This is a genomic window from Pseudoalteromonas sp. SCSIO 43210 (assembly GCF_054133285.1).
Genome location: NZ_CP087225.1, coordinates 1477201 through 1490235 on the forward strand (window position 1 = coordinate 1477201; position 13035 = coordinate 1490235).

General features: G+C 38.3%; 9 protein-coding genes. 4 read left to right on the forward strand and 5 right to left on the reverse strand.

The annotated features are described in order from the left end of the window. Position 1: 1 nt before the first annotated feature. On the reverse strand, positions 2-463 hold the full coding sequence (locus LOS73_RS06550; RefSeq protein ID WP_033030137.1) for a DUF3015 family protein: 462 nt from the start codon (positions 461-463) through the stop codon (positions 2-4). Between the two features lie 297 nt (positions 464-760). Here LOS73_RS06550 and LOS73_RS06555 point away from each other — a divergent pair, with 297 nt between their 5' ends. Further along, positions 761-2065 (forward strand): DEAD/DEAH box helicase, encoded by a 1305-nt coding sequence (locus LOS73_RS06555; protein WP_002958629.1) that lies wholly within the window; start codon positions 761-763, stop codon positions 2063-2065. 115 nt (positions 2066-2180) lie between these two features. Here the strand turns inward: LOS73_RS06555 and LOS73_RS06560 are convergent, their stop codons facing one another. Beyond that, positions 2181-3788 (reverse strand): NAD(P)/FAD-dependent oxidoreductase, encoded by a 1608-nt coding sequence (locus LOS73_RS06560; protein WP_007376374.1) that lies wholly within the window; start codon positions 3786-3788, stop codon positions 2181-2183. A gap of 195 nt (positions 3789-3983) precedes the next feature. Between LOS73_RS06560 and fdxA the strand changes: the two genes are divergently transcribed. From fdxA to LOS73_RS06575, 3 genes are all read left to right on the forward strand, one after another. Further along, on the forward strand, positions 3984-4307 hold the full coding sequence (gene fdxA, locus LOS73_RS06565) for a ferredoxin FdxA (RefSeq protein WP_024599924.1): 324 nt from the start codon (positions 3984-3986) through the stop codon (positions 4305-4307). Between the two features lie 147 nt (positions 4308-4454). Continuing rightward, entirely contained in the window at positions 4455-6698 is a 2244-nt protein-coding gene (locus LOS73_RS06570) for a DUF5916 domain-containing protein (RefSeq protein ID WP_457934703.1), read from the forward strand. A 626-nt stretch (positions 6699-7324) separates the two neighbouring features. After that, positions 7325-9250: a putative bifunctional diguanylate cyclase/phosphodiesterase gene (locus tag LOS73_RS06575; protein ID WP_033030143.1), complete on the forward strand. Its 1926-nt coding sequence runs from the start codon at positions 7325-7327 to the stop codon at positions 9248-9250. Between the two features lie 29 nt (positions 9251-9279). On the opposite strand, the gene LOS73_RS06580 is transcribed toward LOS73_RS06575, so the two are convergent. The 3 genes from LOS73_RS06580 to betA form a co-directional block, all read right to left on the reverse strand. Then, complete coding sequence (locus LOS73_RS06580; protein WP_007376370.1) at positions 9280-9981, reverse strand: TorF family putative porin; 702 nt, start codon at positions 9979-9981, stop codon at positions 9280-9282. 9 nt (positions 9982-9990) lie between these two features. Continuing rightward, positions 9991-11208, reverse strand: coding sequence for a BCCT family transporter (locus LOS73_RS06585; RefSeq protein ID WP_007376369.1), 1218 nt, complete (start codon positions 11206-11208; stop codon positions 9991-9993). A 158-nt stretch (positions 11209-11366) separates the two neighbouring features. Next, entirely contained in the window at positions 11367-13034 is a 1668-nt protein-coding gene (gene betA / locus LOS73_RS06590) for a choline dehydrogenase (protein ID WP_007376368.1), read from the reverse strand. Position 13035 lies beyond the last annotated feature (1 nt).

The window sequence follows — 13035 nt, forward strand, 5'->3', positions numbered from 1 at the left end:
ATTATATTGCAGAGCAGTTAGCCGAGAACTGGCTAGCGATATTGCTTTCAACAAGTGTGTAAAGTGCTTGTGCATCGTTTACAGATGTTTGAGCAAAATCGTTACGGATAGTTGAGATCATTTGTGGGTGAGCTGCACTATCACAACCACGAACGTTTAACATTGCAGAAATGTATTCGCCTTCACCTTGTGCGATTTCTTGCTCTAGGATTGGAAATGTTTGCTGAATAAATTGTGCTGTTTTAACGTTAGCGCCTTTACAACTCTCTACAGATGAAACGTTAGATGAAACTGCAGTTGTTCCTAAATCCCAAATAACATTTGAAATAGCAGCGGCAGTGCCGTTGTCAGGAAAAATCATTGCGCCGATACCACATTGTTGCCACGGGTTAACGTTAGCTTGAGCTGGGGTTACTATGAATGCGCTTGCTAGTACTGCTGCAGTTAAACATTTTTTTATCATTATTAAATCCTTATTTAAATGTCCCTTGAATGGGGCTTGAATTCTATAGATATGTCAGCTTTAGGGCAATAATACTTCTGATAAATTTAATAAAAAGTATATTTTGTTAAATTCAATGAGGGCGGAGCTTCATTTTAATCCAGTTTTACAGTATCAGATCGAAGATGTTATTCAATCAATAGCTTTGTGATTCAACAAAACTAATTTTTAGCTTTTAATCCAGTTTAAAGCTAACTGTTGACTCGTTTTTGCTGTATAATTTGCGACCCTTGATAATGTGGCCGTAGGTTATACAGCATGAATTTTAAATCTTTTAGTTTCGCTCCTGAAATCATCCAGGCGTTGGACGAACTTAACTATCACACTCTTACGCCCATTCAGCGCGCAGCTATTCCTGCTGTTCGTAAAGGTAAAGACGTTTTAGCCAGTGCACAAACTGGTACCGGCAAAACTGCCGCGTTTGCTTTACCTATCATCCAAAAATTGGTTGAGTCTGAACTCAGCACAACGAATGCACCTCATGCATTAGTACTTGCGCCAACGCGTGAACTTGCAGAACAAATTGCAAATAACTTCAGAGATTTTGCAAAGCATACTTCGCTTAAAGTCGTTAGTTTATTTGGTGGTGTTAGTACCGCCGGCCAAGCAAACGCTTTAAAAGAAGGTGTAGATATTGTTGTTGCTACACCAGGTCGTTTATTTGATCATATTCGTTTAGGTAACTTAAGCCTTGCAAGTGTTAAGCACCTTGTTCTTGATGAAGCTGACCGTATGCTTGATATGGGCTTTATTGAAGATATGCAAAACGTTATTAAAAGCTGTGCAGAAGAGCGCCAGATTTTACTGTTCTCTGCAACATTCCCTGCAGCGATTAAACAGTTTGCATCTAAGGTATTAAAACAAGCTGAAATAGTACGTGTTGATCAAACTAACAGTACAGCAAGCACTGTTGAGCATGTTGTTTACCCTGTTGAAGAACGTCGTAAGCAAGAGCTACTTTCTGAATTGATTGGTAAGAAAAACTGGCAACAAGTACTTGTATTTGTAAACATGAAAGAAACGGCTGACGAGCTTGTAAAAGAGCTTAACCTTGATGGTATTCCGGCGGGCGTTTGCCACGGTGACAAATCTCAAGGTAACCGTCGTCGTGCACTTCGTGAATTTAAAGAAGGTAAAGTGCGCGTATTAGTGGCTACGGAAGTGGCTGCTCGCGGTATAGATATTGATGGTTTACCTCGTGTTATTAATATTGATTTACCATGGCTTGCAGAAGATTACGTTCACCGTATTGGCCGTACAGGTCGTGCTGGTCGCCAAGGTCAAGCAATCTCATTTGTTAGCCGCGAAGAAGAAAACACCTTATTTGAAATTGAAACGCTAATTGGCCAAAAAATCAAACGTGTATATTTAGAAGGTTACGAAGTAAGTAATCGTGAAGTACTAATTGATAAAATTGGTAAAAAACCAGCGCATTTACGCCGTACACGTTCTAACAAGTTATCAGGACAGGCAACCGGTGAAGCGAGAGCAGTTAATCGCTCACGTATTTCAAGCGTTCGTAAAAGCTTAAAAGGCGAAAAACTGTCACTTAAAAAGTCATAGTTAACGCCCTTAAGTTTAAAAGCCTGAGTTTACTCAGGCTTTTTTGTGTCTAAATTTTAGTGCTAATACTTATAGTGTTCTAAATCGGAAATTTTTAACAACGTTAGCGTCAGGTTTAAGCGTTTTCTAGCATAGACAGTGCGACCGCTTCAGCTGCTTTAATTCCATCAATACCCGCTGATAAAATACCGCCAGCGTAACCTGCACCTTCACCTGCAGGGTAAAGCCCTTTAGTGTTGATACTTTGGAATGTTTTATCGCGCTTAATACTAATAGGCGACGAAGTACGTGTTTCAACACCGGTTAATAAGCCGTCGTTAGTTGAAAAACCACGAATTTGTTTATTAAACGCAGGTATCGCTTCGCGAAGAGCATCAATTGCAAATTGTGGTAACACTTTACTCAAATCAGTTAACTTAATACCAGGTGTGTAAGAGGGTTGTACTTCACCTAAGTCTGCAGATGATTTACCTTTTAAAAAATCTCCAATTAACTGTGCTGGTGCATCGTAGTTGCTACCACCAAGCTCATACGCTTGCTCTTCAAGTTTGCGTTGTAAGTCTATTCCAGCAAGTGGATTACCAGGGAAGTCTTGCTCTGGTGATATACCTACCACAATAGCGCTGTTAGCGTTGCGCTCACTTCGTGAATATTGGCTCATACCATTGGTAACAACGCGACCTTCTTCAGAGGTTGCAGCGACTACTGTGCCACCTGGGCACATACAAAAGCTGTAAACGGTGCGGCCATTGTCACAGTGATGAACAAGTTTATAATCGGCAGAGCCCAAAATTGGGTTTCCCGCATTTGTGCCAAAACGACATTCATCGATCATTGATTGTTTATGTTCGATTCTAAAACCGACTGAAAATGGCTTTGCTTCAACATAAATGCCTTTTTTGTGGATCATATCAAACGTGTCGCGTGCGCTGTGGCCAACGGCTAATACAACATGTCGAGTGTTTAGTTGCTCGCCATTTGAAAGCGTTAAACCTGTTACTTGCCCGTCGTCTAAATGAATATCGTCAACACGTGTGCTAAAGCGAATTTCGCCGCCAAGCTCTATTATACGAGCGCGCATTTTTTCAATCATGGTGACAAGTTTAAACGTACCAATGTGTGGCTTACTTACGTATAAAATTTCATCGGGTGCGCCTGCTTCTACAAATTCAGTAATGACTTTTCGGCCATAATGCTTTGGATCTTTTACTTGGCTGTATAACTTACCGTCTGAGAATGTACCTGCGCCACCTTCACCAAATTGTACATTTGATTCTGTATTAAGTGTGCGTTTACGCCAAAAGCCAAATGTGTCTTTTGTACGTTCACGTACTTCTTTACCGCGCTCTAATATAATGGGTTTAAAGCCCATTTGGGCAAGTAATAAACCTGCAAATAAACCACAAGGGCCAAAACCAATCACGACAGGACGCTCTGTTATATTTTCGCTGGCTTGTGCTACAAATTTATAACTTGTGTCTGGCGCTACTTTTACATGTTGGTCTTTTTCGAATTCGGTGAGTAGATCGGCTTCGTTATCAACTTCTATATCGAGTGTATAAATAAGTAAAATAGCTGATTTTTTACGTGCATCATAACCACGTTTAAACACATTAAAACTGTGCAATTGTTCAGGTTGGATTTTAAGTTTATTTACAATTGCTTGACCAATTGCATCTTCGTCATGATCAAGTGGCAGCTTTATTTCGGTTAAACGTATCATTTATATCTCTTTTAGGTGTCATAGCGGGGTTTTATCTACCGCTCACAATAAGGGGATGCAGGGCACAAAGAGTGTGCAAACATAAGGCGCGTATTTTACGTTAAAATAGCCTGATATGGCACTTATTTATTGTATTTTTGGGATTGATGGGTATGATCCACAGCTGTTGTTTAAAATAGTAGGTGTTAAAGTATTATGGCGTTTGTCGTTACTGAAAATTGTATAAAGTGTAAGTACACCGATTGCGTATCAGTGTGCCCAGCAGATGCATTTTTTGAAGGCCCTAATTTTTTAGCTATTAGCCCAATTGATTGTATTGATTGTGGCTTATGTGTACCTGAGTGTTCAGCTGATGCTATATATCAAGAAGATGAATTACCAGAATCTCAAAAAGAGTTTACTGAGTTAAATGCAGAACTTGCACTGGTCTGGCCGCGCATTACAGAGGTTAAACCTGCTCCAGAAGATGCTGACGTATGGAATGGTATAGACAACAAACTTAAGTTACTCGAAACTTAATTATCACTTTAAAATTAGTCCTTTATTATTAATTCGTTAATATTTAGCATAATAATCTTTGCAAGGTATTAACAAATGTACTCGCTTAAATTACAATTCATCCTATAAATTACTCACAACGAGTAAAGCAAGTTTAAATGGATGTTTATGCAACTCTTTATAACCATAATAAAAAAAATTATTTTTATACTTTCAAGTTTTTCTTTATTACTATCCAGCCTAGATGTAGCCGCTGAAAGACAGCAAGTATCCTTATCCCGCATTGATTCAAATATCACCGTTGATGGTGTTATGGATGAAGCGCATTGGAAAGATGCGACACGTGTTTCCTTACTCTACCAAGACGAGCCTAATGAAAAAGGCACTCCTCCTGTAAAAACTGATGCTTTTATCTATGAAGATGGCACAAACTTATATGTTGCCTATGTTGCACAAGACCCAGACCCTACGCAAATTCGTGCATCACTTCGTGATCGTGATACGCTCTGGGAAGACGACGTAGTTATTCTAGTTATTGATACATTTAATGATGAACGCAGTGGTTATGAATTCCATGTGAACCCGCTGGGCGCGCAAGGCGATATACGAATGACCGATACCGATGGTTGGAGCTCTGATACTTCATGGAATGCTATTTGGGATAGCGCAGGACAAATTAACGACAAAGGTTATGTTGTTGAAATGCGTATTCCTTTTAAAGCACTGCGTTTTCCTGAAAATAAAAATGAGCTAACGTGGGGTTTTTCTGTAATGAGAAACTATCAACGAGATGTATTATATCAGCTATCAAACATGGGTTTTGACAGAAATGTGAAATGCAGTCTTTGTCAGTTTGATAAGTTAGTTGGCTTTAGTGACATTGAATCAAGTAAAAATATTCAATTAACACCCACGTTGACGGCACTTCGTAACGATAACAAACCTGAATTACCGGGTGATTGGAATAATGGCGATATAGACACTGAGGTGGGTTTAGATTTACGCTGGGGTTTAACAAAAGACGCTGTTTTAAACGCAACAATTAACCCTGATTTTTCGCAAGTAGAAACAGACTCTTTAGAACTTGATGTAAACACAACCTTCTCTATTTATTACGCTGAAAAGCGTCCTTTCTTTTTAGATGGTGCTTCTTACTTTAAAAGCAGCTTATTTGAACTTTTATACACGCGTACAATTGCAGAGCCTAATTTAGGCGCAAAATTAACGGGTAAAACAGGCAATCATAGTTATGCTTTAATGCTGGCTGACGACGACAACAGTAATATTTTACTGCCAACGAATCAGGGCTCTGGCTTTGCAAGCTTAAACGAAAAAACGAATGCGGTGGCTGGGCGTTATCAATATGATATTGGTCAGCAAGGTACTATTGGACTTTCAAGCACACATAGAGAAAGTGATAGCTACCATAATACAGTATTGTCAGTTGATGGTAGTTATTGGTTTAATCAATCGGATACTCTTTTGTATCAAGTATCGACGGCTGATACTCGCAACTCGGCGTTTTTAATTGAAAACTATAACTTATCTGAAACTCAGTCAGATGAAGCTTATGCCTTAGAACTTACCCGCGATAAACGTGATTACAAATTGTTCGCCTCTTATGAAAATATTGGGCAGGATTACCGCACTGATTTAGGTTATCAAGCTAAAGTCGATTATGAAAAAGTAGGCTTAGGTGGCGGACAAACATGGTACAGAGATGAGTCAGATTTACTCACCTCATGGTCATATGAAGCTGACTGGGATAAAACGTGGGCGCAAAACGGCGACTTACTTGAAGAAGAATACGAAGGTTTTTTAAGCTTCAAAGGTCAAAAACAATCCATTTTTGAAATTGGTTTAGTGCACCGTTATGAAAATTATAACGATAATTTTTATAATCAAAATATTGGATATATTTACACTGGGTTCAAACCTACTAAAGATTTAAAGCTTTCGTTATATCTTGAATACGCTAGCCGAATTGATTATGCGAATGAGCAGATTGGCGATGTGTTTGATACCCAAACTCAAGTAATATGGGATATTAACGACCACTGGCAGCTTGATGTGAAACATAATTACAGCCAATTAGACAACCCACAAGGGGATCGTGTATTTACAGCGAACTTGGTTGATTTTAGGCTTCATTATAAATTCAGTATGCGTTCAATACTTAAGTTAATTTTACAATTTGAAGATATAGATCGTAACGAAAAAGCTTACTTTTATCAGGTTAGTCAAACTAATAAGGATTATGGTAGCCAGCTTGTTTACTCATATAAAATTAACGCACAAACATTATTTTATTTAGGGTATTCAGATAGAGGGTACCAAGACGATTCACTTAAAAATATTGAACGAGATCAGCGTACGTTTTTTACAAAAGTTAGCTATGCATGGCAACTTTAAAGTAGCTAAAACGAGGTGATTAATGCTTATTAGTCACCTCGAAAGACTGTTACAATTTTATTTAATTACAATAATCATATGTATAGTTTCGCGTTTAATAGTAAATTCCTTTTACTAGGGCCTGTTGACCTTTCAGGATTAAAATTTGTTCAATCTAGGGGCGATTTAATCGCGGCGTGAGGTTTGTAACCTAGCGGGCTAAGTCAAAACCAAGCAACAAAGAGTAAATTGCCCCTAGGCAGAACCCTTCGGGCAGCGCATGTTTGGCATTTATTCCACGTTATCGCCTATTTATGGGAAATAACCACACTACATAGACTCTGCCTTGCCTAAATACCAAACAGACTGCTGCAAATTTAACCTCGAAAGATAAACAGCCCCTAGCAGATTTAAATTTTCAGTAAAGGTAGTGTTTGCTGAACTACTTCCTCAATAAAATTAATTCAATATAGCAAGTACATAGGGTCTTCGCTTTGTGAAGAACAACGCTCATATCTATCGTTTTTACCTTCTATAGCACTGAAAATAAACACATCAAAAGACACCTTATATTGGACAATATCGAATTTAAAGCTTACGTTTAGTAGTATAAAAAGTTGATAATATTAAACAAAGGCATATCTTTAATGCATGTGAGCCCTCTAATAGAAAAAGAATTAAATGATAGTGTGCGGATCCTTTATTTAAATGCCTATTCTGGATTGTTTATATCTTTTATTGCTAGTACGGGCATAGTTTTTGGTTTTAGTGATAAGTCTTTTACTTCAGTTACCGATAAGCTTATTTGGTGGTTTATCATGGTTGTTGTTTTAGGGATCCGTTTGATAGATGTTTACTATTTTAAACGAAGCAGTAAAGCAGCGAGTTATATTGATTTATATAGATTCTCTTTAAGTGTAATCCTCACGGCGTTGATTTGGTGCTGTTATGGCGTGTATTTCCATTCATCTTTCAGCGTCCTAGAGCTTACAAGTATAATCATCATTTTTTCTGCACTTGGTGGTGGCTCTGCAAATATTCTTTCAGCGCATCGACCAACATGTTTTATATACGCATTTTTGTTATTGATACCATATTCAGTGCTACTGACCCTATCTGAAGAACATTATCAAAATGTATTAGGAGTATTAGGTATAGGCTTTGGGTTTGTTACGCTTATTGCTTTACACAAGGCTGCAAACTTTACGCAAAATGCCATCCATTTAAAAAATCAAAATATTGAATTATTAGAACTGATGGAGCAGCGTGTCGAATTACGAACACAAGAAATTTATCATCTATCAAATAGCGATTCCCTTACTCAATTATTGAATAGAAACGCTTTTTTAAAAGAGTCAAAAAAAAGGCTGTCGCGATACCCTAATGAATCATTTGCGTTGTTATTTATTGACTTAGATGGCTTTAAACATATAAACGATACTATGGGGCATGAGGTTGGCGATCAGATTTTAACAAAAACTGCCCAGAGAATTTCAGCAGTGTGTAGCCAAAATGAGTATAAGTGTCGGTGGGGAGGTGATGAGTTTTTATTACTTACTGATTATAACTGTAAGGATAAAACTAATGATTTTGCAAATAAAATCATTAGTGCCATTACACAAGTACACTCGAATAGCCATTATAAAGCGGGAATAGGTGCAACGATAGGTATTGCATTTTATCCTGAACATGGCAGTGATTTGGACGAATTAATACTAAACGCAGATATGGCGATGTATCATCAAAAGCGTATTAATAGAGGAAAAATTAGTTATTTTGATGATAATTTGCGTATGCAACTTGAGCGTATAAGACGCTTAAATGACAGGCTTTCTTTTGCGGTACAAGACGGAAGTTTATCGCTTGTTTTTCAACCTATTATAGATTCGAATACAAATCGCCCCAGTTCAGTTGAAGCACTTTTACGTTGGCAAATGGATGGTGAACCGGTTCCACCGGATGAGTTTATTCCTATTGCAGAGCAATATGGGATGATTAGTGAAATTGGACTCTGGGTTTTAAAAAACGCGTGTATTCAAGGGCTCGAGTTTCAAAGAATCATTCCCGATTTATCAATTAGTGTTAATGTCTCTGTTATGCAGCTTCAAGGGCAAAAATTTGTTGTTGAAGTTGCTGATATTTTAAGAAAATTTAGCTTTCCAGCTGATAAGTTACATATAGAAATCACTGAGTCAGTATTTGCTAAGGATAAAAGTACATTTTTATCAACGGTTAAATCTTTGCAAGAGTTAGGGGCTAGGATATCGATAGATGACTTTGGTACTGGCTATTCATCCTTATCAAGTATGTTAGATATTGGTGTGGATATCGTAAAAATAGATAAAACGTTTATTCAAGATGTCGATAAAAAAGGTCTGAGTATAGTAAATGCAGTGGTACAAATGGCCAGTTCACTTAGCTTTGATGTGGTTGCTGAAGGTGTTGAGACAATTGATCAGAGCGAAAAGTTATACAGTTTAGGCGTTTCGCATTTACAAGGTTATTATTTTTCTAAACCGTTAGATGCGAGTTCTTTATGCGCTTATCTTGAGAGCATAAAAAAGGCTTCATAAGAAGCCTTTTAATTATTGATGTGTTTTACTTACAAATCAAAAGTACGTGATATGGCAAGTACGATACGCTCATCTGCGTAATCGTAGTCAAGGCTCGTATTTTCAGCCGCCACTTCAATACCAAACCCTTCATAACTAGTTTGATATGCTAAACGGTAATGGTTATATGATTTTTTCTCGTTAACGTCCCACGCCCATTTTTGGCCATCAAGTGAGTTTGATATATCAAAACTTGCACGTAGTGCATGATTTGGAGCCAGCTCATAGGTGTGTGCAACCATTGAGATTACATGACCTCCACCTTGGCCAAAGTAATCCCAGCTATACCAAAAGTTAAGCTCAGTTTGGCCGTATTCACTCGCATAGCCAAACTTAGTGTAAGCTTCAGCGTAGTTACCATCGCTGTTATTACCTTGATAAGTGTAATAAGCAATACCGTAGTCAACGCTAAACTGCTCATCAAGCTGCACATACTTGCCTACATAAGCATCAAGTTCAAAATCAGTGTCATCACCAAAATCTACATTTGACGCCCAAACACCGGCGTATACACCGCTATCAAAAGCATAATCTAAGCTGCCTTGAATTGCAGGGTCGTTATCTGTCTGTGTTACACCATTAAATGTGTAGTCAGACGCTGCCGTGATTGTTGTTGACCAATCAGCAGCTGCTGTTGTTGATAAAAGTGCAAATGGTAGTGCTACTACAAGTTGTTTTAGTTTGTTATTCATTGTTTATCCCTAGTGTACTGTGTCTATTTTTGTGTAATCAATCTTGTTTGCTTTTGGTGAGCTGTCTATATTTTTGACTGTTTTAAATTTACTGTATCCAATAAAAGCAGCACACAGAAAGAATAGTCCAATAACTAATGCGCCTACCCACTGAATTTGTAAAAACTCTAGTTTAAATAATAGTGTTAATAGAGACAGAGCGACAACATTCCCAAGTATATATTTCATTTTACCAAAACGTTTAACAGTAAGGTTTAGGTTATCTGTATATAAACGCACTAACGAGTCGAGTGAGTTGATTACAAATACAATACCTACAAATACCATAGCAAAGTTTTTAATACCTTGAGTTGGGATCCCTGCTTCATGATAGTGATAAAGTACGCTAAACCATATCGCAATAGGAATAGAAGGGAATATCAACATCGCACCTAATACTTGGTATGTTTTAAGTCCACCAACAAAGCGTGATGTAAATTGACCAATCATTATGCTCCAGGCAAACCACCAAAATAAATAAAACTCATGGTAATCATTCAACGGTAAAATAAATTCGTTAATGTTGGCAAAGTAAGTGCCAATTGAGCCCAAGTTATTAGTAAACGCAGACATTTCACTATCACCAATAACAAACGCGCCAACCCACATGAAAGCTATTAACGCTAAGAATAACCACGTAGTCGCAATACTTAAAATACGCACATATTTAATGTCGGTGCTTGAGTACACTGCAAAACAAATCGCGGCAAATACAATTAAATAAAACTCGCTAACTACACTTGTACCGTCACCTAATTCGGGTAAGTACCAAGGTAAATTTGTAAGTAGTAAATAAGCTGTAAATGCACATGTACCAATAATTACAACATTATTGATAAATTTAACCCAAGGAATTTCGAAAAATTTAACTTTAGGTTCTATTACACAGAAATAAAAGCACGTAAGAAAGTAAAATCCCCAGATCAAGAATCCCCAATAGCCAAATTCAATAGCCAGTGGATTTGCAAACGCGTATTCTGGGCTTGCTTTTATGTCTGCATAACCTGCAAACTCAGTTAAAGGAAACATAATAAGGCCAACATCAAGGCCTGATGTAAAAAGTATCGCTATAAACGTAAAGGTTTTTACCGGTGTTACACCTACTACACGTACATTACCCCATTTAAGTAAGATAATAACAACTGCGAGTAAAGTAAAAATGATGCCTGCATTAAGCCAAATAGTCATTGTTACCCTCCAGTAATGAATAAAAATAATTCATAAGCACTCCGTATTTTATTGTTTTATTCTTGCATTAACACAACGTAACCTATTTACATCGTGTGCCACTACAAGACACGCATTGGTTTAGTCCGACGAGACTAAACCAGAGCATGTGGCTAAAATTAGATCTTTGAACTACGTTGTGTTTCTTGCCAGTTTGTTGTTATGGCAACATTCACATCCGATTTCTGTAATGGGTTTTTACCCAAAATTATGTCAGCTGCTTTTTCGGCAACCATAATGGTAGGTGCATTCAAGTTTCCGTTAGGAACTGTTGGGAATATAGATGAGTCAACAACACGCAGTCCTTCAATACCATGTACTTGCGTATTTGAATTAACAACGGCCATATCATCTTCACCCATTTTGCATGAGCAAGAAGGGTGGTAGGCACTTTCTACGGCTTGGCGAACAAAAGCATCTATTTCTTCATCTGTTTGAATATGTTTACCAGGTTGAATTTCTTCATCGCGGTATTCATCAAAGGCACTTTGTTCGATTATATCGCGTGTTAAGCGAACGCACGCTCTAAAGCCTTCAATATCGTCTTGGTGTTCAAGGTAATTAAATAAAATAGTTGGTGGCTGCTCAGGGTTCGCAGAAGCAATAGTAACACTACCGCGACTTTTTGGTTTGTTATGACCAACATGTACCTGAAAACCATGACCTGCAAATGCACTTCTACCATCGTAACGCATAGCCGCTGGTAAAAAGTGATACTGAATATCTGGCCATTCAACACCTGGTTTTGAGCGAATAAACGCACACGATTCAAAATGATTCGTTGCACCTAAACCCGAACGCGTTAATAACCAGCGCGCGCCAATCAACCCTTTTGAAATAATGCCTAGCTTGCCGTTAAGCGTGATAGGTTGCTTACACTTGTATTGAAAGTAAAACTCAAGATGATCTTGTAAGTTTTGACCTACACCTGGTAGATGATGCTGTACTTCAACGCCTGCTTTTTCAAGCGCTTGAGTATCACCAATACCAGAGAGTTGTAAAATATGTGGAGAGCCGATTGGGCCTGCACTTAGTACAACGTCTTTTGCAGCATGTGCGGTTTTGACGTCGCCATTTACTTTGTATTCAATGCCTGTGGCTTTTTTGCCATCTAAAATCACGCGTTGTGCGAGTGCACCGGTAATAATCGTTAAATTACTACGCGATTTAACAGGGTCTAAATACTCACGAGACGCAGAGCTTCGCACGCCGTCTTTTACGGTCATGTGCATTGGGCCAAAACCCTCTTGCTGCGACGCATTATAATCATCTGTAGAAGCGTAACCTGCTTGTACACCTGCTTTGATAAAGGTGCGGTAAAGCGGGTTTTTCATTTCGTTGCCGTTATTAACGCCAAGCGGGCCTTTGCCACCACGGTAAGTATTTTCACCAAGGTAAAAGCTTTCTGCTTTTTGAAAATACGGTAAACACGATTGGTAATCCCAGCCGTTTGCACCGTGTTGCTGCCATTCGTCAAAATCTTTTGCGTGGCCACGTACATATACCATGCCGTTGATAGATGACGAGCCGCCTAATACTTTGCCTCGAGGACAATGCATTTCACGGTTATCTAAATGAGGCTCAGGCTGCGTATGAAACTGCCATGCGTATTTGTCACTATTCATAGGAATAGATAACGCGGTTGGCATTTTTATAAAAATACTTTTATCGCTACCGCCAGTTTCTAGTAGTAACACGCGGTTACTTGAATCTTCAGATAAACGGTTTGCTAAAACACAACCCGCCGAACCCGCGCCAACAATAATATAGTCGTAATGATTACTCATA